The sequence below is a fragment of the Cupriavidus sp. 01L415 genome (assembly GCF_056400065.1).
In genome coordinates this window covers 87,719-110,020 of the sequence record NZ_JBFTSP010000017.1, presented here as the reverse complement: position 1 = coordinate 110,020, position 22,302 = coordinate 87,719, and the positions used below count along the sequence as shown (strand labels likewise).

Annotated in this window: 23 protein-coding genes; 8 read left to right on the top strand and 15 right to left on the bottom strand. The window is 64.7% G+C overall.

The window, feature by feature from the left end:
* Window positions 1–601 precede the first annotated feature (601 nt).
* On the top strand, window positions 602–1,762 hold the full coding sequence (locus AC1DOX_RS21590) for an IS30 family transposase (RefSeq protein WP_477114052.1): 1,161 nt from the start codon (window positions 602–604) through the stop codon (window positions 1,760–1,762).
* Window positions 1,763–1,824: 62 nt separating this feature from the next.
* Here the strand turns inward: AC1DOX_RS21590 and AC1DOX_RS21585 are convergent, their stop codons facing one another.
* From AC1DOX_RS21585 to flgB, 12 genes are all read right to left on the bottom strand, one after another.
* Window positions 1,825–2,283 carry a RidA family protein gene (locus AC1DOX_RS21585; RefSeq protein ID WP_477114051.1) on the bottom strand — a complete coding sequence of 153 codons (459 nt, stop codon included), beginning with the start codon at window positions 2,281–2,283 and terminating at the stop codon, window positions 1,825–1,827.
* Window positions 2,284–2,945: 662 nt separating this feature from the next.
* The gene (gene flgL / locus AC1DOX_RS21580; protein WP_092140904.1) at window positions 2,946–4,181 is read right to left on the bottom strand and encodes a flagellar hook-associated protein FlgL; all 1,236 of its coding nucleotides are present in this window, start codon (window positions 4,179–4,181) and stop codon (window positions 2,946–2,948) included.
* Window positions 4,182–4,228: 47 nt separating this feature from the next.
* Window positions 4,229–6,154 carry a flagellar hook-associated protein FlgK gene (gene flgK / locus AC1DOX_RS21575; RefSeq protein ID WP_477101501.1) on the bottom strand — a complete coding sequence of 642 codons (1,926 nt, stop codon included), beginning with the start codon at window positions 6,152–6,154 and terminating at the stop codon, window positions 4,229–4,231.
* 255 nt (window positions 6,155–6,409) lie between these two features.
* Window positions 6,410–7,438, bottom strand: a complete 1,029-nt coding sequence (flgJ, locus tag AC1DOX_RS21570) for a flagellar assembly peptidoglycan hydrolase FlgJ (protein ID WP_441623165.1) — start codon at window positions 7,436–7,438, stop codon at window positions 6,410–6,412.
* Window positions 7,438–8,622, bottom strand: coding sequence for a flagellar basal body P-ring protein FlgI (locus AC1DOX_RS21565; protein WP_441623163.1), 1,185 nt, complete (start codon window positions 8,620–8,622; stop codon window positions 7,438–7,440). Before AC1DOX_RS21565 ends, flgJ begins: the two co-directional genes overlap by 1 nt.
* A gap of 7 nt (window positions 8,623–8,629) precedes the next feature.
* The gene (flgH, locus tag AC1DOX_RS21560) at window positions 8,630–9,334 is read right to left on the bottom strand and encodes a flagellar basal body L-ring protein FlgH (protein ID WP_092140984.1); all 705 of its coding nucleotides are present in this window, start codon (window positions 9,332–9,334) and stop codon (window positions 8,630–8,632) included.
* Window positions 9,335–9,339: 5 nt separating this feature from the next.
* Window positions 9,340–10,125, bottom strand: coding sequence for a flagellar basal-body rod protein FlgG (gene flgG / locus AC1DOX_RS21555; protein ID WP_092140896.1), 786 nt, complete (start codon window positions 10,123–10,125; stop codon window positions 9,340–9,342).
* 42 nt (window positions 10,126–10,167) lie between these two features.
* On the bottom strand, window positions 10,168–10,911 hold the full coding sequence (gene flgF, locus AC1DOX_RS21550; RefSeq protein ID WP_092140894.1) for a flagellar basal-body rod protein FlgF: 744 nt from the start codon (window positions 10,909–10,911) through the stop codon (window positions 10,168–10,170).
* A 26-nt stretch (window positions 10,912–10,937) separates the two neighbouring features.
* A complete protein-coding gene (flgE, locus tag AC1DOX_RS21545) occupies window positions 10,938–12,161 on the bottom strand; it encodes a flagellar hook protein FlgE (protein ID WP_441623160.1) in 1,224 nt (407 codons plus the stop codon).
* Window positions 12,162–12,237: 76 nt separating this feature from the next.
* Window positions 12,238–12,900 carry a flagellar hook assembly protein FlgD gene (locus AC1DOX_RS21540; RefSeq protein WP_441623158.1) on the bottom strand — a complete coding sequence of 221 codons (663 nt, stop codon included), beginning with the start codon at window positions 12,898–12,900 and terminating at the stop codon, window positions 12,238–12,240.
* 43 nt (window positions 12,901–12,943) lie between these two features.
* Window positions 12,944–13,351 carry a flagellar basal body rod protein FlgC gene (gene flgC / locus AC1DOX_RS21535; protein ID WP_092140888.1) on the bottom strand — a complete coding sequence of 136 codons (408 nt, stop codon included), beginning with the start codon at window positions 13,349–13,351 and terminating at the stop codon, window positions 12,944–12,946.
* Window positions 13,352–13,363: 12 nt separating this feature from the next.
* Window positions 13,364–13,768 (bottom strand): flagellar basal body rod protein FlgB, encoded by a 405-nt coding sequence (flgB, locus tag AC1DOX_RS21530; protein ID WP_441623156.1) that lies wholly within the window; start codon window positions 13,766–13,768, stop codon window positions 13,364–13,366.
* Between the two features lie 364 nt (window positions 13,769–14,132).
* Here flgB and flgA point away from each other — a divergent pair, with 364 nt between their 5' ends.
* From flgA to AC1DOX_RS21515, 3 genes are all read left to right on the top strand, one after another.
* A complete protein-coding gene (flgA, locus tag AC1DOX_RS21525; RefSeq protein WP_441623154.1) occupies window positions 14,133–14,870 on the top strand; it encodes a flagellar basal body P-ring formation chaperone FlgA in 738 nt (245 codons plus the stop codon).
* A 183-nt stretch (window positions 14,871–15,053) separates the two neighbouring features.
* Window positions 15,054–15,371 carry a flagellar biosynthesis anti-sigma factor FlgM gene (gene flgM, locus AC1DOX_RS21520; protein WP_441623152.1) on the top strand — a complete coding sequence of 106 codons (318 nt, stop codon included), beginning with the start codon at window positions 15,054–15,056 and terminating at the stop codon, window positions 15,369–15,371.
* 10 nt (window positions 15,372–15,381) lie between these two features.
* Window positions 15,382–15,846, top strand: a complete 465-nt coding sequence (locus AC1DOX_RS21515) for a flagella synthesis protein FlgN (RefSeq protein ID WP_441623150.1) — start codon at window positions 15,382–15,384, stop codon at window positions 15,844–15,846.
* 236 nt (window positions 15,847–16,082) lie between these two features.
* Here the strand turns inward: AC1DOX_RS21515 and AC1DOX_RS21510 are convergent, their stop codons facing one another.
* On the bottom strand, window positions 16,083–17,297 hold the full coding sequence (locus AC1DOX_RS21510; protein WP_441623148.1) for an RtcB family protein: 1,215 nt from the start codon (window positions 17,295–17,297) through the stop codon (window positions 16,083–16,085).
* A gap of 212 nt (window positions 17,298–17,509) precedes the next feature.
* Here AC1DOX_RS21510 and AC1DOX_RS21505 point away from each other — a divergent pair, with 212 nt between their 5' ends.
* Window positions 17,510–17,680, top strand: a complete 171-nt coding sequence (locus AC1DOX_RS21505; protein ID WP_441623146.1) for a hypothetical protein — start codon at window positions 17,510–17,512, stop codon at window positions 17,678–17,680.
* An 80-nt stretch (window positions 17,681–17,760) separates the two neighbouring features.
* Here the strand turns inward: AC1DOX_RS21505 and AC1DOX_RS21500 are convergent, their stop codons facing one another.
* The gene (locus AC1DOX_RS21500) at window positions 17,761–18,477 is read right to left on the bottom strand and encodes an SDR family oxidoreductase (RefSeq protein WP_092140876.1); all 717 of its coding nucleotides are present in this window, start codon (window positions 18,475–18,477) and stop codon (window positions 17,761–17,763) included.
* Between the two features lie 143 nt (window positions 18,478–18,620).
* Here AC1DOX_RS21500 and AC1DOX_RS21495 point away from each other — a divergent pair, with 143 nt between their 5' ends.
* Window positions 18,621–19,649 (top strand): FUSC family protein, encoded by a 1,029-nt coding sequence (locus AC1DOX_RS21495; RefSeq protein ID WP_441623172.1) that lies wholly within the window; start codon window positions 18,621–18,623, stop codon window positions 19,647–19,649.
* 35 nt (window positions 19,650–19,684) lie between these two features.
* Here AC1DOX_RS21495 and AC1DOX_RS21490 read toward each other — a convergent pair whose 3' ends face one another.
* A complete protein-coding gene (locus AC1DOX_RS21490) occupies window positions 19,685–20,317 on the bottom strand; it encodes a LysE family translocator (RefSeq protein ID WP_441623143.1) in 633 nt (210 codons plus the stop codon).
* A gap of 180 nt (window positions 20,318–20,497) precedes the next feature.
* Here AC1DOX_RS21490 and AC1DOX_RS21485 point away from each other — a divergent pair, with 180 nt between their 5' ends.
* Together AC1DOX_RS21485 and AC1DOX_RS21480 are read left to right on the top strand one after the other, a co-directional pair.
* Window positions 20,498–21,061 carry an isochorismatase family protein gene (locus AC1DOX_RS21485; RefSeq protein ID WP_441623141.1) on the top strand — a complete coding sequence of 188 codons (564 nt, stop codon included), beginning with the start codon at window positions 20,498–20,500 and terminating at the stop codon, window positions 21,059–21,061.
* 125 nt (window positions 21,062–21,186) lie between these two features.
* On the top strand, window positions 21,187–22,086 hold the full coding sequence (locus AC1DOX_RS21480) for a YihY/virulence factor BrkB family protein (RefSeq protein WP_441623139.1): 900 nt from the start codon (window positions 21,187–21,189) through the stop codon (window positions 22,084–22,086).
* Window positions 22,087–22,302: the final 216 nt, after the last annotated feature.

The window sequence follows — 22,302 nt, the reverse complement described above, 5'->3', positions numbered from 1 at the left end:
TGGTTCAATCACCACCGGCTGATGGAACCCCTTGGCTATATCCCGCCCGCCGAAGCTGAGGCAAACTACTATCAGCAGCTTCAAATGCCTGCCGCTGAAACGCTATTAACTTAAACCAACCAGCCTCCACGGTACCCGGGGCGGTTCACGGAACCGTTGAGTCGTCCGCCGACGCGGAACTTGAGGAAAGCGCTCCACTGCTCGGCCTGACGCCAGCGGCAATTCTCTACGACATCACAGTACATGGCTATTGCGCACTGGATGTGCCACACAAGAGTGCCGTAGCGCCACCAGCGCGGTCGAGGCTGACGTGGTAGCTCACCGACTCCCGCCGGCGCCAAGGGCTACCGCCACCACCGCTGCGACGGATTTGCTACAGGACCAAGTCGCAGAAGACCTCGGCAAACTGTGAAGCCAAAACTTGGGCTAGCGCACTTGGATACCGAGAACAATCTGATCTAAGGTGCCACGGCAATAAATCAAGAATCAAGGATGTGTCTTTGCGAGTAGGCCCAAACCTGAGCCGTCTGGTGTTACCCTGAGGATTCAACCGGTCGATGCAACACACTGAAGGCTGCGTGAGCAGAGAGGGGTGTTGCAAATGAAGCAAAGGCGGCGTATCTACTACACGGAAAGCCAGAAGGCGCTGATGTGGGAGCGTTGGCAGAAGGGCGAATCTCTTCAGCATATCGCCCAACTGTTCGATCGTAACCATTCATCTGTACAACGGATTCTGGCGGAAACCGGCGGTATTCAACCAGCGCAACGACACCGCTCCAGGTTGGCGTTGACGCTCCCCGAGCGAGAGGAGATATCGCGCTCAATGGTTGCTGGGCTCTCAATCCGTTCAATAGCGGCCCGGCTCGGACGAGCGCCTTCTACCATCAGTCGGGAGCTCGCGCGCAACGGTGGAGGCCAGGGCTATCGGGCGAATCGGGCTGACCAGCTTGCCTGGGAGCGGGCCCGTCGCCCAAAAGTATGTAAGCTGGTCAGGAACCGAGTGCTGGCGCGCGTGGTGTCGGACAAGCTGCGGATGCTGTGGTCTCCTGAGCAGATTGCCGGTTGGCTCAAGCATGCATGCGCGGTCAACAAGGACTACAAGGTGTCACACGAGACTATCTATCGTAGCCTTTACATACAGGCCCGCGGCGCGCTAAAAAAGGAGTTGCTGGAGCACCTGCGGCGCTCACGAGCCATGCGTCGTTCGCGCCATCACACACAAAAGACGGACGACCACGGCAGGATTTGTGACACGGTGTCGATCAGTGAACGGCCTTCCACGGCCGAGGACCGCGCAATTCCCGGTCATTGGGAAGGCGACCTGCTGTGTGGTAGCGGGAGCAGCCAGATCGTGACGCTTGTCGAACGCCAGACGCGCTATCTTATGCTGGTGAAGATTGCCAGCAAGGACAGCGAGACGGTCGTCAATGCACTCATCAAGCATGCGTGTAAATTGCCGCAGGAACTCTACAAATCGCTGACTTGGGATCGGGGATCCGAGATGGCAGAACACAAGCGTTTCACCGTGGCCACGGACATCAAGGTCTACTTCTGCGACCCTCAGCATCCGTGGCAACGCGGCTCAAACGAAAACACAAACGGCCTTCTGAGACAGTACTTCCCCAAAGGGACCGATCTCGCTGTCTATTCGCAAGCCAAGCTCAATGCCGTAGCGAGGCGGCTCAATGAGCGCCCCCGAAAAACACTAGACTTCGATACACCGGCTGAACGATTCCATCAATCCGTTGCGTTGACCGGTTGAACCCTCAAATCACGAGCTGACGCAGACTAGATCGGACGCGCGACTGATATCTGCAAGAACGCCTATACCGTAGGCAGTACCGCCTTGAAGGTGATTTCAATGAGTTGCTCAGGAAAGGCGAGCCTCGATACGCCGATCAGGTTGCTGGCGCACTGAGGTCGCGCAGTTGCGTAGGATTCCTTGCGCACCTTGCCTGCTACCGAAAACGCTTCATCGACATCGAGCACATAGAGAGTCTCTTCCACGACGTGATCAAGGGTTGCTCCAAACTGCGCGAGGAGTTTTTCCGCGTTTGCATAAGTCACCCGCATCTGCGCCTCCATCGTCGAGAAGTCGACTGGCCGGCCTGTTTCATCGAGCGCGGCAGGAGCGATCATGCGCCCTTTGTCGTCGTGGCTGAGCTGGCCGGACACATAGATCGTGTTTCCGATCTTGATCGCCTGTACATAGCCGTAGTCATCTTCTGCCGGCACACCGTGATAGGCGACTTCTTTCCCGTTCGCCGCAGTCGTGATGGTCATATCTGAGCTCCTGATGGTGCGATTGGTCATTTTTGCTTCCGTTCAAGTTGCATGTGTCTTTGCGTGACGCTTTCGTCAGCTGGTCATGAGTTCAACTTTAGACCTACGTGATACCAATTTCGAGGCGACATATGCTCAATAAAATGCCCGAAAGGATCAACACAACGACGCGATCCAACTCAAGTGGAGCGGGCACTGAAGAACGTTGTTAGCCAGAGCGCGCCCAAACCTGCTGCAAGCCATATCAGGCAGTATCCAACCCTCAATTGCTCGTCCAGGCGGTATGGATTGCATACGCGGAATGGCTCAAAGTTTGTCAAAAACATGTCGAGATGACACGCAGATTCACTAGTTCTCACGGCGGGTCGAACGTCGGCTTTTGAGAGTTGCAACGGACCGCTTAGGGTCGGTAGCAGCGTGTTGGGGGAGGTGTGTACCTTCAGTCCTGCATGTCAAAACGGTGGACCTTGTGGTGTGCGCATCCATGGGCCTGCCGCTGAGCAATTAAGTGGGTCAATCTCCCACAATAAAGCGAGGCAGGCTCACATCGAGCAGACGGCGAGTCCTTGCCTAGCGAGGATTTGCCTCAGTTTATTGTGGGAGATTGACCCACTTAATTGCTCAGCGGCACACAGGCGCTAGCCGCCCCTCCACCAATTCCCTTACAGATACTGGAACAGGTTCATGCCCTGGATCTGCATGAACGACTGCTGCGCGCCTTGCAGCGCGGTCTGGCGCTGGTAGTACTCGGTGATCGCGGCGGCGTAGTCCAGGTCCTGCAGGTCGGACAGCGTCTTGGCATTCGACACGTCGCGGTTCTGGCCGATGGTGTCCAGCGCGTCCAGCTCCTGCATGCGCGAGCCTACCGACGAGCGCACGGTCAGCACGTTGTCCAGCGAATTGTCGAACTGGCGCAGGCCAGTGGCGATCACGTTCTGCAGGTTGGCGTCGGCCGCCGGCTGGTTGGTGCCCACGTTGATCGGCGTGCGCAGCGCGTTGATCACGTTCTGCAGGTTCGCAAACATGTCGGCGCCGGCTTGCTGGGCCGGCTGGGCGCTCATCGTGTCGCCGTCGGCCGGAGTGCCCTTGACCGCGAACGTCACGCCCGCCACGTTGATTGCCACGCCATCGGAGTAGTCGGTGGGCGTGCCGACTGCCGTACCGGTGGTGTTGTCCATGATGCTGTATTGCATCTTGCCCGTGCCGACGTTGGTCTGGAACGTCAGCGTCAGCGAATGGCCGTACAGCGGGTCCGCCGGGTCGCTGACGGTGACGGCGCTGTACGTGCCCGTGCCGGTATTGGCCGAGTTGCCCTTCAGCACGTAGCCCGCATTCGCGGTCACGCTCAGGAAGACTTCCGAGCCGTTGTTGCCGGTTTCCATCTGCCGCGACACATCCACTTGCAACAGCTGGTGGCCCGTGTCGCCCTGGTACACGGCGCCGCCGGCGGCGTTCTTGGCGAACGGCACGGTGCCGGATTGCAGGCCGGAGAACAGGTAGTTGCCGTTGCCGTCGTCGGCATTCGCCAGGCCCAGCAACTGGTCGTACTGGCCTTGCAGCGTGGTGGCCAGCGACGCGCGGTCGTTGTCGCTCATCGTGCCGTTACCCGCATTCACCAGCAACGTCTTGATGTTCTGGAGCGTGGTCGTCACGGTCTGGAGCGTGTTTTCCTCCTGACCCAGCGACGAGTTGGCCTGCTTGCGCGAGGTGGTGTACTGGCCGTTGACCGCGCCGGCCTGCGACACGCTCAGCGCGCGCGTGGCGGCCACGGGGTCGTCGGACGGGGTCAGGATGCGGCGGCCGGTGCCCAGCTGCTGCTGCACGTGCAACAGGCTGGACTGCTGGTTGTTCATCGAGGCCAGGCCCTGGTGATACAGGGTAGAGGTAGCAACGCGCATGGCTTGATTCCTTCTTATCCGGTTGATCTGTCTGTGTTGGCCGCTTGTTACCTGCCGATGCCGATCAGCGTGTCGAAGATCGTGCTGGCCGTCTGGATGACCCGGGCGTTTGCCTGGTACAGCTGCTGGAACTTGAGCATGTTGACGGTTTCCTCGTCCATGTTCACGCCCGAGACCGACTGCTGTGCCGTGTAGATCTGGTTGGTGATGCTGTCTTGCGACGTCGACGCGATGCTGGCGGACTTGGCATCGCTGCCGACGTCGTTGACCAGCTGGGCGTAGGCATCGTTGAAGCTCGACGTGCCATTGATGATCTTGGTGGTCTGCAGCTTCGCCAGCGCCAGCGCGTTGCCGTTGTCCGCCACGGCGCCGGTGTTGTTCGCCAGCGTGAACTTGTCGCCGTTCTTCGGCGTGCCGTCGAAGCTGAACGTCAGGCCGTTGAAGGTGAACTCGGTGGCGGTGCCGTTGACCACGGTGCTGGTCGGAGTCACGACCGTGCCGGCGGCATTGGTAAAGACGTACGCGCTGGTGGCGCTGTTGTACGTGGCAGTGATCGGGCCGCCTGCCAGCAGCGCGAAGCCTTGCGCCACGCTCTTGAGCTTGGCGGTGCCCGTGCCCGTGTTCTGCGTGCTCGCGTCGGCGCGGGCCGGCGAGGCGGCAGCGACCTTCGCCGGGTCTGTGATCAGCGTGCCGAAGCCGGCGGCCGCGTTGCGGGTCGGCTGGATCTGGAACGAGTCGTTGGCGTTCATCGCCACGTTGATGCTGACGGAGAAGCCATCGACATTCATGTTCAGCGGGAACGTCGGCGTCGTGGCCACCACGGTGTTGTCCGACATGCGCGTCAGCGTGTAGTTGGTGCCGTCGTACTTCAGCGTGTAGTCGCTGGTGGTCAGGTTGCTGGCGTTGTTGGCGGCGGTGTTGCCGATGGTGACCGTGGCGATGGCGGCCGACGTATTGTTGTTGTTGGCGTAGACCACGGGCGTGCCCAGCGCGAACATGTCCGTGCCGATGGCGCCATTCAGGTCGATACCCAGCTTGTGCTGGTTATTGAAGGTCTGGCCGATCGCCAGCGACAGGCGGCCGATGGCGTTCTGCGCCGCGTCCAGCGACTGGCTGCGGAACTTCAGCATGCCGCCGATGGAACCGCCCGTCACCGTGCCGTCCTGGGCTTCGATCACGTTGCCGTTGGGCAGCGTGAAACCGAGGACCGTGCGGCTCGGATCGGCGGACGAGGCAATTGCCTTCATGTCATACGAATCCGAACCCATCACCAGCGGCTGGCCGTTGCCGACGAAGACGTTGTAGGTACCACCGTCCTGCACCACCACCTTGGCGCCCACCAATTCGGTCAGCTTGGCGACGGCCTGGTCGCGCTGGTCGAGCAGGTCGTTGGGCGGCTGTCCGCCGGACGCGGCGGTCATGCGGGTGATTTCCTTGTTCAGGTTGGCGATCTGCTTGGTGTAGTCGTTGACTTGCGTCACCGACGACTTGATCTGCGTGTTCAGGCCATCCTGAAGCTGCTTGAAGTAGTCGCTCGACGACTTCATCTGGCCGGCCAGCGCCTGCGCGGCGGACAGCATGCCCTGGCGCGCGGCCGGATCGGCCGGCGTGTCCGACACGGCCTGCACGGACGCGAAGAACTTCTGCATCAGCGGAGCCAGGCCGCCCTTCTGGTCGGCCAGCAGGTTGTCGATCTGCGAAATCTGGTCCGAGTAGGTCGCCAGTTGCGCGCTGGCGGACGTGGCGCCGCGCAGCTGGCCGGTCAGGAAGCTGTCGTAGACGCGCTGGACGGTGATCGTGTTGGAGCCCTGGCCGTAGAAGCCCGAGCTGGTGTACTGGCCGCCCGCCGACGCGATGATCGTGTTCTGGCGCGTGTAACCCGCGGTGGCCGCGTTGCTGAAGTTGTGGCCGACCGTCGTGAGCGCGTTCTGCGCAGTGTTCAGGCCCGAAAGACCGATATTAAAGAGAGACATGTGTCTGACCCCGGATCGATTGGCTAGCCTTCGGCATGCGGCCGACGGCGATGGATGTGCAAGATAACGGCAGAACGGCGACGGGACTTTAGCGGCGCATGCGGGTGTTTTCCGATCCGACCCGCGCCTACATAGTGAGCGTTTGCTCGCGTGCCAACACAGGCGGTAAGCGCCAACAGCGCGGCCGGGACCGGGCCGCGCGAGGCAATGGGCATGACATCTGGCGGCGGGTGCGAAGGCATGCCGCCGTCCCCGTCAGGTGGAGACCTTCTTCATGATCTGGACGAGCTTCTCGCCGTAGGCCGGATCGGTGGCGTAGCCCGCGCGCTGCAGGCCGTGCGCGGCCTCGTCGGCGCTGTTCGCCGCGACCACGCCCGCATAGCGCGGATTGGTGGTCAGCAGGCGCGCATAGTCCGTGCATGCCTCGTCGTAGGACCCGTAGGCACGGAAGCGAGCGCGAACTTTCTGCGGCTGGCCGTCGACATACTCGGTCGTCGTGATCTCGGCCACCGGCCCCTTCCAGTTGGCACCGGCCTTGATGCCGAAGACGTTGAACGTGGTCGAACCGTCCGGATTCAGGATCTCGCGGCGTCCCCAGCCGGATTCCAGCGCGGCCTGGCCGACGATCAGCTTCGCCGGCACGCCCGAGGCACGGGATGCCGCCATGGCGGGGGCCGCCATGCGATTGACGAAGTCGCTGATGTGCTGCGGCGAATCGTCCGGCAGTTGCCCCAGATTGTTCTGGCCATTGCCCTGCCAGTCGGCCTGGCCCTGGTACTGGCGCAGGCCGGCGGTGGGGTTCCACGATCCGCCCTGCACGATCGTGCCGATCGGCGGCGGGCCGTCGGCGTCGGTGGCGCCACGGCTGTCGAGCAGCGCGGCCATTTGCGCATCCTGCTGGCGCGCGGCGCCGCTCGCCCCGCCGGCACCAGCCACGCCGGCGTTGTCCGGCAACTGCGTGCCGGTGGCACGCGCCAGCTGGCGAATCATCACATCGGCCAGGCCGATGCCGCGCGACGACAACTGCTGCGACAGCTGCTGGTCCATCATGGACATGTAGAGCTTGGTCTGCTCGTTGTCGAACAAGCCATCCGACGGCGTGGCGTCGCGCATGCTCTTGAGCACCATCTGCGTGAAGACGGCCTCGAACTGCTTGGCCGCCGCCTGGAGCGTGTTCCGGTTGTTGCCGGCGCGCGCCTGGCCCTTCAGCGCCTCGAAGCCCTGCGTGTCGAGCGCAAAGCGCTGCGAGACATCGGCCTGCGAGGAAAGCGTCGAGCCCGCCATCAGATGATCTCCAGTTCGGCGCGCAGCGCGCCGGCGGCACGCATGGCCTCCAAGATGGTCTGCAGGTCGGCCGGCGTGGCGCCCAGCGCGTTCAGGCCCTTGACCACCGCGGCTAGCGACGCCCCGGCCTTCACGATCTGCAACGACCCGCCCTGCTGCTTCAGGTCGATCTGCGATACCGGCGCCACCACGGTCTGGCCCTGGCTGAACGGCGCCGGCTGGCTGATGACCGGCTGCGTATTGATGACGACGGAGAGGTTGCCATGCGCGATGGCGCAATCTTCCACCGTGACCGCCTGGTTCATGACGATGGAACCGGTGCGGGCGTTCAGGATGACCTTGGCGGCGGCCTTGGCCGGCGTCACGTCGATATTCTCGATGCGTGCGAGGAAGCCCACGCGCGCGGTAGGCGTTTGCGGCGCGCGCACCTGCACCACGCGGCCGTCCATCGCCGCGGCCGTACCCGGGCCCAGGTTGCGGTTGATGGCCTCGACCACGCGCTCCGCGGTGCCAAAGTCCGTGTCCTTGAGTTCCAGGTTCATGTAGCCGCCTTCCGGCTGGAAGGCCGGGACGGCGCGTTCCACCACCGCGCCGTTGGCAATGCGGCCGACGGCGAGCTGGTTGATCTGGACCTTGCTGCCGTTGGCCGACGCCCCGGCGCCGCCCACCAGCATGTTGCCCTGCGCGATGGCGTACACCTGGCCATCGGCGCCCTTGAGGGGCGTCATCAGCAGCGTGCCGCCTCGCAGGCTCTTGGCATTGCCCATCGACGACACCACTACGTCAAGCTGGCTGCCCGGCTGCGCGAACGCCGGCAGCGACGTCGTGACCATCACCGCGGCCACGTTCTTCAGCTGCATGTTCTTGCCCGCCGGCAGCGTCACGCCCAGCTGCGAGAGCATGTTCGTCAAGCTCTGCGTGGTAAACGGCGTCTGCATCGTCTGGTCGCCGGTGTTGTCCAGCCCGACCACCAGGCCATAACCCACCAGCGGGTTGTCGCGCACACCCTGGAACGTCGCCAGGTTCTTCAGGCGCTCCGCTTGCGCGGCGCCCGCGCCCGCGCCGAGAAACAGCGCAAGCAGCAGGCAGACAAAAGAGACCGCGCGACCCGAGCGGGAACGAAGGCCGGGCGGGGTGCCCAACAGCGAGCCTGGCTTTTGGAAAGGCTTCGGAGGCAGAAACATGGCGGGATCAGTACGGTAAGACATTGAGGAAGAAGCGCTGCAGCCAGCCCATGTTCTGCACTTCATCGATATACCCCTTGGCGGTGTACTCGATCCGTGCATCCGCCACCTGGGTGGACGGCACTGCGTTGTCGCCGGTGATCGTGCGCGGATTGACCACGCCGGAGAAGCGGATGAACTCCGCCCCCTGGTTGATGGCCATCTGCTTTTCTCCCGACACCACCAGGTTGCCGTTGGGCAGCACTTCCAGCACCGTGACGGTGATGGTGCCGTTGAAGGTATTGGCGGCGGACGCGCCGCCGCTGGCCTTCAGGGCGTTGCTGCCGTTCACGTCGGCATTCTGGCTGGTACTGAACAAGCCACCGAGCGCACGTGGCACCGCATTGAATGCCAATGCGGTGCTGCCCGTGCGGCTGGCGTTGGTGCCGGAGTTCTTGCTGGCGTTGACGTTCTCGCTGATCACGATGGTCAGGATGTCGCCAACATTGCGTGGCCGCCGGTCCTCGAACAGCGGATTGCCCGCGTAGGAGGACGCGAAGATCGAGCCCGTCGGCGCGCCCATCGCGCGCGGCTCGGCGCGCGCCGTGGTCGGCGTCTGCACGAGGGGCTCTTTCGGCATCAGTGCGCAACCGCCGCTGGCCAGCACGGCCAGGCCGGCCATGGCGTACAGGGCAAACGCACCGATGCGGGACAACTTGGCGGCCATGGTCACTCCCATCATCCCATCTGGGTCAGACGCTGCAGCATCTGGTCGGACGTCTGCACTGCCTTGCTGTTGATTTCGTAAGCGCGCTGGGTCTGGATCATGCTGACCAGTTCTTCCACCACGTTCACGTTCGACGCTTCGACGTAGTTGTTCTGCAGCGTGCCGGCGCCGTTCAGGCCGGGCACTGTGGTGTTGGGCGCGCCCGAGGCATCGGTCTGCACGTACAGGTTCTCGCCCAGGCTTTCCAGGCCGGCCGGGTTCGGGAACGTGGCGAGCTGGAGCTGGCCGACGGTGGCGGCATTGGTGGAGCCCGGCTGCATCACCGTGACGGTACCGTCGCGGGCGATGTTCAGCGAGGTGTAGTTGGCCGGCAGCGTGATGGCTGGGTTGATCACGAAGCCGCTGGAGGTCACCAACTGGCCGTTCGGGTCCACCTGGAACGAGCCGTCGCGCGTGTACGAGGTGGTGCCGTCCGGCATCGTCACCTGGAAGAAGCCCTGGCCGATGATGGCCACGTCCTTGGCGTTGCCCGTTTGCTGCGGGTTACCTTGCGTGTGAATGCGTTCCGTGGCCACGGGGCGCACGCCGGTACCCAGCTGCATGCCCGAGGGCAGCACGGTCTGGTCCGACGACAGCGCGCCGGGCTGGCGGATCGTCTGGTACATCAGTTCCTCGAACACGGCGCGGCTGCGCTTGAAGCCCGTGGTGGACACGTTGGCCAGGTTGTTCGAGATCACGTCCATCTGCGTCTGCTGCGCATCGAGGCCGGTCTTGGCAATCCAGAGAGAGCGGATCATGGTTTTCCTTCTTGATTCTGCGTGAGTTCAGCGCCGCGCGCTTCAGTTGTTCGAGAGCAGCGCGTTGGCCCGCTGGTCGTTGCTGTCGGCGCCGGTGATCATCTTCATCTGCATCTCGAAGCGGCGCGCGTTGGCGATCATGTCCACCATGGCTTCCACCGGGTTGACGTTGCTGCCTTCCAGCGCGCCGGAGATCACGCGCACGTTGGGGTCCTGCTGCAGCGGGTCCGCGCCGGGACGCAGGCGGAAGTAGCCGTCGTCACCGCGTGCCAGCGATTCCGGCGGCGGCGTGACGACGCGCAGCTTGCCCACCTGCGCCAGTCCGTTGGCGGCTTCGCCCGGACCGCGCGCCACGACGCTGCCGTCGCCGCCGATCGTGACCGTGGAACCCGGCGGCACCGCGATCGGACCGCCGTCGCCCATCACCGGGCGGCCGGCGGACGTCTGCAGCTGGCCGTCGGCCGACACCTGCAGCGAACCCGCGCGGGTGAAGGCCTCGGAACCGTCCGGCATCTGCACCGCCAGCCAGCCGTTGCCCTGCAGGGCCACGTCGAGGTCGCGGCCCGTGTAGGTCAGCGGACCCGCCTTCATGTCGGCGCCGGGCGTGGAGGCCAGCGTGAAGGCGCGGGTCTGCGTCTCCTGCCCCACCACCGGCACCGCGCGATACATATTGATCTGTGCGCGGAAGGCCGGCGTGGAAGCGTTGGCCAGGTTGTTCGATACCGCGGCCTGCTGGTCGAGTATCTGCTTGGCGCCCGAGAGGGCGGTGTAGATCATGCGGTCCATGGCGGCGCTTTAGCTCGGGCCGTGCGTCAGATGTTCACCAGGGTCTGCAGGACGGTGTCCTGCGCCTTGATGGTCTGCGCGTTGGCCTGATAGTTGCGCTGGGCGACGATCAGATTCACCAGCTGGCCGGAGAGGTCCACGTTGGACTCTTCCACGGCGTTGGACTTCAGCGTGCCCATGCTGCCGCCGGCGACGCCCAGCAGTTCCTGGCCCGATGCGCCCGTGGACGACCACACGTTGTCGCCTTCCGGCTTCAGGCCTTCCACGTTGCCGAACGTGGCCATGGCGATCTGGCCCAGTGCCAGGGTCTGCTCGTTGGAGTACGAACCCAGGATGGTGCCGTCTTCCTGCACCGAGAAGCCCAGCAGGGCGCCCGAGGCGTAGCCGTTCTGGACGATCGACTTCGGATCGTTGTCCGAGCCGAACTGCGTCGTGCCGGCGAGGTTGAGGTTCATGTTCAGCACCGCGGCGCCGTTGGCGGCCGGCAGCGTGACAACCGGGGCCGCCGGGGCGGTCGACTGCATGACGCCGTTGTTGTCGAACGCCAGGCGGACCGGCATGCCGGCCAGCACGTTGCCCGCGGAATCGGTCACGTACATGTTCCAGTCGGTACCGCCGGCCACGGTCGGGGCCGCGGCCGACTTGGCGAAGTACGCGGTGACCTGCTGCTTGTTGCCCAGCGAGTCATAGACGTTCATCGCCGTGCTGTAGTTGAACATGTTCGATGTCGGCAGCGCGCCCGGTGCGCTGGCAAAGGCGGTGGTCGGCACGGTGCTGCGCGAGTCCAGCTGGAACTGCGCCGTGATGGTCGTGGTGGCCTTCGGCGGCATCTGCGCGTTGCTGATGGTGATCGGCTGCGGCTGCACGCCGCCGGCGGTGGTGCCTGCCGGGTAGCCGGTCACTTGCAGGCCGGTGGCATTGACCAGGCGGCCATCGTCCAGGCGCTGCATCTGGCCGTTACGCGAGTAGAACACCGAACCATCGGTATTGGTCAGGCGGAAGAAGCCGTTGCCGTTGCTGATGGCCACGTCCAGGTTGCGGCCCGACGACGCGATGTTGCCGTTGGTGAACGATTGCACGACGGCATTCACGCGCGTGCCCAGGCCGATCTTCGATCCGGCGTAGACGTCCGCGAACTGTGCCGTGGACTGCTTGAAGCCAACCGTGTTGGCGTTGGCGATGTTGTTGCCAATCACGTCCAGGTTGGACGCCGCGGCGTTCAGACCGCTTACCCCTTGACCAAAACCCATGATTTTCCCCTATGTAGGCTGTCGTTCGTAGAATGCCCGCGCGTGTGCCGGACCGGGTGATGCGTGAATAGTTGGATCAGGAAATGCGGCGCACGTCGTCGACGTTGGCCTTCTTGCCGTCGCTCAGTTCGACCAGCACGCCGGTGCTGTCGCCGCTGATGGCCTGCACCTTGCCGTAGACCAGTGCAATCGGACCCACGTCCTTGCCTTCGGCCGTGGCGGTGACCTTGAAGCTGTAGTCGCCGTCCGCCACTGCGTTGCCCTGGTCGTTCTTGCCGTCCCAGGCGATGTCGTGCACGCCGGCCGTCTGGCCCTTCATGTTGATGTTGCGGACCACGTTGCCGTCCTTGTCCAGCACCTGCACGGTCACCGCGTCGGCCGTCGACGGGATGTCCACACCGATCTTGCCGGCCGTACCGCCGGCCACGCTCACGGTGGAACCCGGCACCATCACGGTCTTGCCGATCAGCGCGGCGGAATCCATCGCGCGGCTGGCCGCGGTCTGCTGCAGCAGCGCGGTCATCGTCTCGTTCATGGTCTGCAGGCCGCTCACCGTGCTGATCTGCGCAAGCTGGGAAGTCAGCTGCGAGTTATCCATCGGGTTGGTCGGATCCTGGTTGGTCATCTGCGTGACCAGCATTTTCAGGAAGTTGTTCTGCAGATCTTGGGCGCTGGAGCTGCCGCTCTTGAGCGCGTCATTCACGGAGGAATTGCTGCCGACAGAAGAGGTGGTCGTCATGTTGTGTTCCGGCTAGTCCTGGAGAGATTCAAAAAACGTGGCGTCACTGACCGATCGTCAGCGTCTTCAGCATCATGTTCTTGGCGGTGTTGAGCACCTCCACGTTGGCCTGGTACGAACGCGACGCCGAGATCATGTTGACCATCTCTTCCACCGGGTTCACGTTGGGCATCGTCACGTAGCCGTTGGCATCCGCCAGCGGGTGCGTGGGGTTGTGGATCATGCGCGGCGGCGCCCCGTCTTCCATGACGCCGGCCACCTGCACGCCGCCGACATCGCTCTGGCCCGGCGTGGGCGCCATCTCGAAGATGACCTGCTTGGCGCGGTAAGGCTGGCCGTTGGGCGCCACGGCGCTGTCGGCGTTGGCGAGGTTGGACGCCGTCACGTTCATGCGCTGCGACTGCGCGGCCATGGCGGAGCCGGCCACGTCGAAGATATTCATGGAGGGCATGGCGGGTCCTCGTTAGTTCTGGATCGCGGACAACATCGTCTTGATCTTGGAGCTCATGACCGTGAGGCCAGCCTCGAAGTGCACGGTGTTGTCGGCAAACGCCACGCGCTCGGTATCCATTTCCACGGTGTTGCCGTCCACGCTGGACTGCAGCGGGATGCGGTAATCGAGATCGGCGCTGCCGGAAGTGGGCGCCTGGCCCGGCAGGTGGCGGGTGGACGTGGTCGACAGGGACACGCCTTCGTTGCGCTTGCCGCGCTCCACGGACTGCGCCAGCGTGCTGGCGAAATCGAAATCGCGCGCCTTGTAGCCCGGGGTATCCGCGTGGGCGATGTTCGAGGCAATCACCGATTGCCGCTGGGTGCGAAGGCTCATGGCTTCCTGCTGGAAGCGCAACGCCGCATCGAGTCTGTCCATCGTGTCTGCCTTTCCTACTATGGCTTCATTTCCGGGAGGGAACTGCCGTAGACCGGGTATACGCCCCAGCCGGGCTTCTTCAGGGTTGCCATCTTAGGGGCCGGGTTGTCACGCCAATCGCGCGAATAAGACGGAGAAATCCGCGCAATTCGCCCCGAGCCTTCGCGCGAGGCTGCCTACAATGGCTTCCACTGACCGGCATCGCCGCGCCCGCCATCCGCGCCGCGTGGGGCTTGCCGGACAGCCAGGGGGCGCAGCCATTCACGGTCCGCCGCGCGCCCTGTGCGATCAACTGTTGTGCGGCGGCATCGCCCGGGGTCAACGCCACCGGGGCCGCCTCATCCTCCTTGCAGGGATGACCCCTATGAATATCTATCGCCAGGCCGCCAGGCTGTTGGCACTGGCCGGCATCGCGCTGGCGCAGTCCGTATTGGCCGCACCTGCTCAGGTCACTCCGGTGGCGGCGCCCACGGCCGCCACGCCGTTTGCCGACGATCCCGCGCGCGTGGCCGTCGAACAATTCCTGCAGCGCCAGGCCAACGGCCTGCCGGGCAAGGTCAGCGTGCAGGTCGTGCCGCCGTCGGGCGGCCGCGCCCCCGAGTGCGTCAATCCGGAGCCGTTCCTGCCCCCGGGCGCCGCGCCCTGGGGCCGCGTGGCCGTGGGCGTGCGCTGCGGCGGCGACCGGCCGTGGACTCGCTATATGCAGGCGCGCGTCTCGGTGCTGACTGATTACTATGTGGCCGCGCGCGCCATGGCGCCCGGCGAGACGATCAGCGCCGCCGATCTCGAGGTCCGCCAGGGCGACCTGGCCGCGCTGCCGCGCTCGGTGGTGACGGATCCGGCACAGGTCAACGGCGCGGTGGCAGCCAACCGGATCGCCGCCGGATCGCCGATGCGCACGGATCTGCTCAAGAAGGCCATCGCCGTGAAATCGGGCCAGACCGTGAACGTCACCGTGGAAGGCGACGCCTTCCAGCTCACCAGCGAAGGCAAGGTGCTGGCCGATGCCGCCACCGGCAATACGGTCCAGGTACGGCTGCGCAACGGGCAGGTTGTCAGCGGCCTGGTGCGCAGCGGCGACACGGTGGTGCTTCAGCAGTAAGCATCACTTTGACGTTATAGGAAGTAAGCAGAAGTAAGCGCTGGGAAGCCAGCCGAAACGGGAACAAGCCGAGTATGCGGATGGCCGTGCGAGAATGCCGGCAGCCCGCCGGATCGGCGCAGGAGAGCCTAAAGTTTCGCGCCCGGCATCCGATAAGTCAGAGGAACCCAGCAAGGATTACCCGTGAAGATCAACCAGTCCACCACGTCCCGGCCCGCCGACAACGCGGCCGCCGAAGGCGCCGCCCGACCGGCCGCCAACGGCGCTGCAACGTCATCGGATCCCTCCGCCCTGACCGGCGTGCGCGTCAGCCCGCTGGCTGCACAGGTCCGCGAAATCGGTTCGCGTCTCGTCAATGAGTCTGACGACGACATCGATACCGGCAAGGTCGAGGAAATCCGCCTGGCGATTGCGGAGGGCCGGATCAAGATCGATCCCAGCAAGATCGCCGATGGCTTGCTCGCGTCCCTGCGTGAGCTGAGCCAGGGCGACAGCCAATAACTCACCTGACATGAGCCAAGCAGCCCTGATCCATACCCTCAAGCTTGAAGCTGACGCCATTGCGGCCTTTGGCCGCGCCCTTGCGGATGAGCGCGAAGCCATCAGGCATCAGGATTTCCAGGCACTGAGCGATCTGCTCAGCAAGAAGATGGAACTGGCTCAGGTGCTGGATCGCGCCACCGCGGCACGCGAGGCGCAGATGATCGCGCTGGGTCTGCGCGTGGGCGCTGGTGGCCTGCTGGTGGGCCGCCTGATCGAACCGGCGGTGGCCGAAGCCTGGCGCAAGGTGGTGTTCTTCGCCCACAAGGCCAAGGACGCCAACGAATTGAACGGCGCGATCGTCAGCGCGCACCTGGCCTTCACGCAGGAAGCCATCCAGGTGCTGCGCCAGGGCGGCATGACCCCGAACGAGATGTACGGCCGCGACGGCAAGGCCCAGAACGCCGCCGCAGGCGTGAGCCTGGCCGCCGGCTGAACGGGGCCCGACCGCAAACCCGACCCGGATCGCTCCGACGCCGGCCAGCGACATGGCGGGCTGGCGATCCGCAACGCGCTGATGCCCGTGCGGACTCGCACCTCGCCACTACGTCACGCAAACGAATGAAAACGGCAGAGCACTCGCTCTGCCGTTCTTGTTTCTCGCCGGTGCCTGGATCTCATCGGCCCGCAACGGCCGGTGTCGTCGCCGAGGCGAGCGCGGGTTAGCCTGATCTACCCTTTCACGCAGACCACCTGCCGCAGCGTGTGCACGATCTCCACCAGTTCGTCCTGCGCGCGCATCACGGCGTCGATGTCCTTGTAGGCCATCGGGATCTCGTCGATCACGTCGGCGTCCTTGCGGCATTCGACGTGCGCGGTCGCCCTGACCTGGTCCTCGACCGTGAAGCGCTTGCGTGCCTGTGTCCGGCTCATCGCGCGGCCCGCGCCGTGGCTGCACGAACAGAACGCCTGCTCGTTCCCCAGCCCGCGCACGATGAAGCTGCGTGCGCCCATCGAACCCGGGATGATGCCGAGTTGCCCCTTCTGCGCCGACACCGCCCCTTTGCGCGTCACCAGCACCTCGCGGCCGAAGTGCGTTTCCTTCTGCACGTAGTTGTGGTGGCAGTTCACGGCCTCGACGTCGGCAACGAACGGCTTGGCGATGACCTTGCGCGTCGCCGCGACGATGTTTTGCATCATCACCGCGCGATTGCGGCGCGCGTAGTCCTGGGCCCAGCCAACCGCCTCCACGTAGTCATCGAAGTGCTTGCTGCCTTCCTCGAAATAGGCGAGGTCGCGGTCCGGCAGATTGGCGATGTGCTGGCGCATATCGGCCTGCGCCAGCTCGATGAACAGGTTACCGATGGCGTTACCCACGCCGCGCGACCCCGAGTGCAGCATGAACCAGACATGGCCGGACTCGTCGAGGCAGACTTCGATGAAGTGGTTGCCGCCGCCGAGCGTGCCGAGGTGATTGTGGTGGTTGGTGTTCCGGATGCGCGGGTACTTGTCCGTGATGCGGCGGAAGCCTTCGGTCAGCGCTCCCCACATCGCGTCCACGGCCTCTGGTGGCGAATCCCAGGCGCCCTTGTCTCGCCTGCCTGGCGTGCGGCCGTGCGGCACCGCGGCCTCGATGGCCGAGCGCAGCCGGGACAGGTTGTCTGGCAGGTCGCTGGCCATCAGCGACGTGCGTGCGGCCATCATCCCGCAGCCGATATCCACCCCCACGGCCGCCGGGATGATCGCGCCCAGCGTCGGGATCACGCTGCCAATGGTCGACCCCTTGCCCAGGTGCACATCCGGCATCACGGCGAGGTGCTTGTAGATGAACGGCATGCGCGCGGTGTTCATCAACTGCTGGCGGGCCTCGTCTTCCACGGGCACGCCCTGCGTCCACAGCTTGATCGGCGCGCCGTGCTCCACGGTGATCGTGTCGTACTTTTTCATCCCTGTGCCTTGCGGCGGGATCGCTCACGTTTTCCAGAGCGATCCCTCGTATTCATATTCAGTATGGCAGTGCCCGATGCGCGCGGCCAAGTCAGAACCGGCCTACGCAACTCTCGGCTATCGACCGATCCCGGCGCGGAGGCGTGTTGCCTACATTGACAGTGAGCCGCGCCCACACGGGCGCCAACCCCCAACGTGTGGAGGTGTCTCTTATGTCATTCGCGCTATATATCGTCGGGTTGCTGCTGCTCGTGGGCGGCATTGCATGGGGCCTGACCATTGCCGGCCTCGCGCCCGTGTACATCGGCATCGCCTGCGTGATCGTGCTGGGTATCGGCGTGATGTCAGCCGTGTCCCGCACGCGGACGAAAGACCCGTCCTAGCTGGCACGCTTGCGCCTGCCCCGCCCCATGCCTCGCCCAAGTGGCCGTGCTCGCGGGGCAGCCGTCGTCATGTCAGGCGATCAGCGCCCGCCCAGGCTGCCGCCACCATCCACCCCCAGCACCTGCCCGGTGATGAAGCCGGCGCCATCGGAGAGCAGGAAGCAGATCGCCGCGGCCACCTCCTCCGGCGTGCCGAGCCGTCCCATCGGAATCGACTTCAGCACCTGTTTCTCGCCTTCGCTGCCCGCCGGGCGCGACTTGCGGAACAGCTCGGTCTCGATTGGCCCCGGGGCCACGGCGTTCGATGTGACGCCATAGCTGGCCAGCTCCAGCGCCCAGGTCTTGGTGCAGCCCACCAGCGCGGCCTTGGCTGCGGAGTAGGCCGTGCGGTCGTAGCCGCCGTGGATCGCGCGGCTGCAGACATTGACGATGCGCCCCTCGCGCCGCTGCTTCATGCCTTCCACAAAGAACTGCGTGACCTGGATGGCCGCGCGCACGTTCAGGTCAAACACGTTCTGCAGCACTTCCAGATCCACCGCGCCAAACGGCTGCGGGCTGGCAATGCCGACGTTGTTGACGATGCGCGTGATCTCGAAGGATTCCGCAATGCGGCCCAGCGCGGTCGCCGTCTGCGTCATGCTCGACAGGTCGCATGCCAGCAGCGTGCCCGGAAATCCGATGCCATCGGCCTGGCGCGCCAGGCCGACGACCTGCTGCCCCTGCGCTGCGAGTTGCGCGGCCACGGCGAGGCCGATGCCCTTGGAGGCGCCTGTAATCAATACCGCAGATGGCTTCATGGGGAAATGTCCTGTGCTGGGTTGGCGAGCGATTATGACCCAGGCGCCGGCAGGCAGGCGGCTGTGCTGTCATCGAAACATTGCGGAACATGCGGCGCGGTCTATACACTGGAGACGTTCCGGTCTCCCAAGTGATCGCCGATATGTTCGAGGCCCTGCGAAAATCAACCAGCGCGCTGTTCGACCCCGACCGACGATTCCGCCAGGCTCGCATCTTCCACGCGACGCGGGTGGCGCTGGCGTTGCTGGTGTCGATCGCGCTTACCACCGGCATCCACATTCCCCATGGCGAATGGGCGACGATCACCGTGCTGGTGGTCATCGGCGGGCTGCAGCACCACGGCAATATCCGCCGGCGCGCCGCCGAACGCGGCGCCGGCACGCTGATCGGCGCGTTTATCGGCCTGTTCCTGATCCTGCAGGAAGCCTACTTCGGCTTCCCGATGCTGACCTACCTGCTGCTGGCGCTGGTATGCGGCTACTGCGCATACCACGCGGTCGGCAAGGGCGGGTATATCGCGCTGCTGGCCGCGATCACCGTCGTCATCACGGCGGGTCATGGCGACCAGCATGTCGCCGACGCGATCTGGCGGACTGTCGACGTGCTGATCGGGACGGTCATCGCACTCGTGTTCTCCTTTGCGCTACCCGCGTACGCGTCGTATTCCTGGCGCTTCAGGCTGGCGGGCCTGCTGCGGGCCTGCGCGGCCGTGCACGCCAAGATCGAACGCGGATTCGAAGGCGAAAAGGAGCGGCAGCAGGACATGATGAAGCTGGGGGGATTGCTGGTTCAGCTGCGCAGCCTGATTCCGTCCGTCGCCAAGGAAACGGGCGTGCCGGCGACGGAACTGGAAGAGGTGCAACACAGCGTCCGGGTATGCATCAGCGCCCTGGAGATGCTGGCCGCGATCGACCCCGAGATAAGCGACCCGTGCGGCAACGAGCGCGGCATTCGCGACCTGCTGCTGGAGATGGCCAGCGCGCTGGAGGCCGGCGACGAAACGCTCGTGCGGCAGGGGGTGTCACTGCCGGCACCGCATCCGGACGACCCTTCCATCGGGCACAGCTCGTTTGCGTTCCTGACGTTGCAACTGTCCGCTGAAATCAGCCGCCTGCGCGACCATCTTTCCCAATTGGCCGAGCGCTTTCGCTTTCCCTATAGCGTGCGCTAGCGCACCGCCTTGTTTGCGGTCGTTGGCGCTCCGCCTTACTTCCGGTCGCTCATGGCGATGCGCATCGCCAGCGCGCCGAGCACCGTCCCCATGACATAGCGCTGCGCGCGCAGCCACCCTTCGCTGCGCGACAGGAACGCGGTAATTCCGGACGCGCCCAGCACCAGCATGAGATTGACCGTGCCGCTGACTCCAATCTGTACCGCGCCCAGCTGCAGGCTCTGCCACAGCACCGAGCCGTTCTCCGGATGCAGGAACTGCGGGAAGAACGACAGGTAGAACATCGCTACCTTCGGATTCAGCAGGTTGGTGATGAAGCCCATGCTGAACAGCTTGCGCGGCGGGTCGTCCGGCAGCGCGCGCGCCTGGAACGGAGCAGTGCCGCCGGGACGCACGGCCTGCCACGCCAGCCAGAGCAGGTAGGCCGCGCCAGCCATGCGGATGGCATCGAACGCGAACGGCACGGCCATGAGCAGCGCGGTCAGGCCCAGCGCTGCCGCCATCAGGTGCACCACAAACCCGAGCAGCACGCCGGCCAGCGAGATCAGCCCTGCGGCACGGCCCTGGCACAACGCACGCGACACGCAATAGATCATGTTCGGACCCGGCGTGAGCACCAGGATCAGGGCGGCTAATGCGAAGAAGGCGAGGTCGTGCAGGGTCAGCATGGCGTATTCCTCGTGGGAAGGGGCCGCGGCGGGATGGCTCGCGGGGGGCTCAAGGTGGACCAATCAAGATGGGCCAATTATAGGGAAAGGTGCCACACTGCGTGGCGTGATGCCCGGGCCGCCGCACCGGGCTCGCCAGGCCCTGACAGGTGCCATTCCCCCCCGCCACCGGAGCTCATCATGGCCGTGACGACACTCGACCCCATGACCGCCCTGATCGTGATCGATCTGCAGAAGGGCATCCTGGCCTTGCCCACCGCGCATCCGACGGACGCCATCGTGGCGAATGCCGCCCGGCTGGCCGAAGGCTTCCGCCAGCACGGGCTGCCGGTGGTGCTGGTCAACGTGGCCGGGCGCGCGCCGGGACGTACCGAACAGTCCGCCCGCGGTTCCACGGCGCCGCCCGCGGACTGGACCGAGCTGTCTCCGGCGTTGAACCGGCAGCCAACGGACCACCTGGTGACCAAGCACACCTGGGGTGCCTTCCGTAACACGGAACTCGAATCCCGCCTGAAGGGCCTTGGCGTGACGCAGGTGGTGGTGGTTGGCGTGGCGACCAGCATCGGCGTGGAATCCACCGCGCGGGAGGCCCACAGCCTGGGCCTCCATGTCACGCTGGCCACCGACGCCATGACCGACATGAATCCCGACGCCCATGCCAACAGCATCGCGCACATCTTCCCGCGACTGGGCGAGACCGGCACCACGCAAGCCATCCTCGACCTCCTTGCCGCGCGCCCCTGAAGGCAGGCAGGGCTGGCGCGCCCGGCGGCGGTGCTGTCAGACAAACTCCTCTTGCCGGGAGGGTGGCGATCAGCCACATTGATCGGCAACGCGGCCCGCTCCCGGGCCCGTCCCCTATTGCCGCCATGCCGATATTCGACGCCCGCGTCCGGCTGGTGCTGAAGCACCCCGGTCGCCTCATCCTCACCACGCTCAAGGATTTCCGCGCCAACCAGGGCCTGCTGCTGGCCGGCGCCGTGGCGTACTACGCCTTGCTGTCGATCGTGCCGCTGCTGATCCTGATGCTGATCGGCCTGTCGCACTTCGTGGATCCCGTGCAGCTGCTGGAAACGCTGGAGCGCTATCTGGAATGGCTGCTCCCCGGGCAATCACGCGCATTGGTGGCGGAGCTGGCCCGCTTCATGAACAACCGTGGGGTGATCGGCTGGGTGTTGCTGGTCTCGATGGTGTTCTTCAGCTCGCTAGCCTTCACCGTGCTGGAAAACGCCATGTCGGTGATCTTCGTGCATCGCGTGGCCATCCGGCGCCGGCATTTCCTGGTTTCCGCCATCCTGCCGTACTGCTATATCGGCGTGCTGAGCCTGGGGCTGCTGCTGGTCACCGTCGTCGCCGGGGGGCTGCAGACCATCGGCGCGCGCCACCTAGAGGTGCTCGGCCACGACTGGTCGCTCGACCGCCTGTCCGGCACGCTGCTGTACCTCATCGGGCTGGCCGGGGAGATCCTGCTGCTGACCTCCATCTACCTGGTGATGCCGGTGGGGCGCCTGTCGGTCCGGCACGCGCTGATCGGCGCGCTGATCGCCGGCGTCCTCTGGGAAATCTCGCGCCATGTGCTGGTCTGGTACTTCGCGACGCTGTCCCAGGTGGGCAAGGTCTACGGGTCCCTGACCACCGCGATCGTCGTGCTGCTCAGCCTGGAGATTGCCGCGACGCTGCTGTTGCTCGGCGCGCAGGTGATCGCGGAGTTCGAGCGCGGCGGCGAGCCCGCCCGCCCTGCCACCGACGCCGGCAGCTTCCATACCTGACCGCCCCGACGCAAAGTGCCTAAAAAGTCACACACCACCTCGCTATACCCGACTAGACCACTCCAACTCTTCTATAAGACATAAGAATCCGGAATTTTGCCAAGCCCCAATTCAAACTTAATTCAATGATCTTGAACGCCATTGCCTGACAAAAACGGCACGATATGCAAAGCACCGTTGAATTCAGATGCATACGGCACACAAATTTCACATGAA

Excerpts from the sequence above, each read along its gene's own strand:
- AC1DOX_RS21500 (WP_092140876.1), bottom strand. The coding sequence starts at position 18,477 with ATGAAGCCATCTGCGGTATTGATTACAGGCGCCTCCAAGGGCATCGGC.
- flgF (WP_092140894.1), bottom strand. The coding sequence starts at position 10,911 with ATGGACCGCATGATCTACACCGCCCTCTCGGGCGCCAAGCAGATACTC.
- AC1DOX_RS21565 (WP_441623163.1), bottom strand. The coding sequence starts at position 8,622 with ATGTTTCTGCCTCCGAAGCCTTTCCAAAAGCCAGGCTCGCTGTTGGGC.
- flgC (WP_092140888.1), bottom strand. The coding sequence starts at position 13,351 with ATGCCCTCCATGAATATCTTCGACGTGGCCGGCTCCGCCATGGCCGCG.
- flgK (WP_477101501.1), bottom strand. The coding sequence starts at position 6,154 with ATGTCTCTCTTTAATATCGGTCTTTCGGGCCTGAACACTGCGCAGAAC.
- AC1DOX_RS21510 (WP_441623148.1), bottom strand. The coding sequence starts at position 17,297 with ATGAAAAAGTACGACACGATCACCGTGGAGCACGGCGCGCCGATCAAG.
- AC1DOX_RS21585 (WP_477114051.1), bottom strand. The coding sequence starts at position 2,283 with ATGACCATCACGACTGCGGCGAACGGGAAAGAAGTCGCCTATCACGGT.
- flgJ (WP_441623165.1), bottom strand. The coding sequence starts at position 7,438 with ATGGCGGGCTCGACGCTTTCCTCGCAGGCCGATGTCTCGCAGCGCTTT.
- flgG (WP_092140896.1), bottom strand. The coding sequence starts at position 10,125 with ATGATCCGCTCTCTCTGGATTGCCAAGACCGGCCTCGATGCGCAGCAG.
- flgA (WP_441623154.1), top strand. The coding sequence starts at position 14,133 with ATGAATATCTATCGCCAGGCCGCCAGGCTGTTGGCACTGGCCGGCATC.
- AC1DOX_RS21590 (WP_477114052.1), top strand. The coding sequence starts at position 602 with ATGAAGCAAAGGCGGCGTATCTACTACACGGAAAGCCAGAAGGCGCTG.
- flgL (WP_092140904.1), bottom strand. The coding sequence starts at position 4,181 with ATGCGCGTTGCTACCTCTACCCTGTATCACCAGGGCCTGGCCTCGATG.
- flgB (WP_441623156.1), bottom strand. The coding sequence starts at position 13,768 with ATGGACAGACTCGATGCGGCGTTGCGCTTCCAGCAGGAAGCCATGAGC.
- AC1DOX_RS21490 (WP_441623143.1), bottom strand. The coding sequence starts at position 20,317 with ATGCTGACCCTGCACGACCTCGCCTTCTTCGCATTAGCCGCCCTGATC.
- AC1DOX_RS21485 (WP_441623141.1), top strand. The coding sequence starts at position 20,498 with ATGGCCGTGACGACACTCGACCCCATGACCGCCCTGATCGTGATCGAT.
- AC1DOX_RS21495 (WP_441623172.1), top strand. The coding sequence starts at position 18,621 with ATGTTCGAGGCCCTGCGAAAATCAACCAGCGCGCTGTTCGACCCCGAC.
- AC1DOX_RS21540 (WP_441623158.1), bottom strand. The coding sequence starts at position 12,900 with ATGACGACCACCTCTTCTGTCGGCAGCAATTCCTCCGTGAATGACGCG.
- AC1DOX_RS21480 (WP_441623139.1), top strand. The coding sequence starts at position 21,187 with ATGCCGATATTCGACGCCCGCGTCCGGCTGGTGCTGAAGCACCCCGGT.
- flgE (WP_441623160.1), bottom strand. The coding sequence starts at position 12,161 with ATGGGTTTTGGTCAAGGGGTAAGCGGTCTGAACGCCGCGGCGTCCAAC.
- AC1DOX_RS21505 (WP_441623146.1), top strand. The coding sequence starts at position 17,510 with ATGTCATTCGCGCTATATATCGTCGGGTTGCTGCTGCTCGTGGGCGGC.
- AC1DOX_RS21515 (WP_441623150.1), top strand. The coding sequence starts at position 15,382 with ATGAGCCAAGCAGCCCTGATCCATACCCTCAAGCTTGAAGCTGACGCC.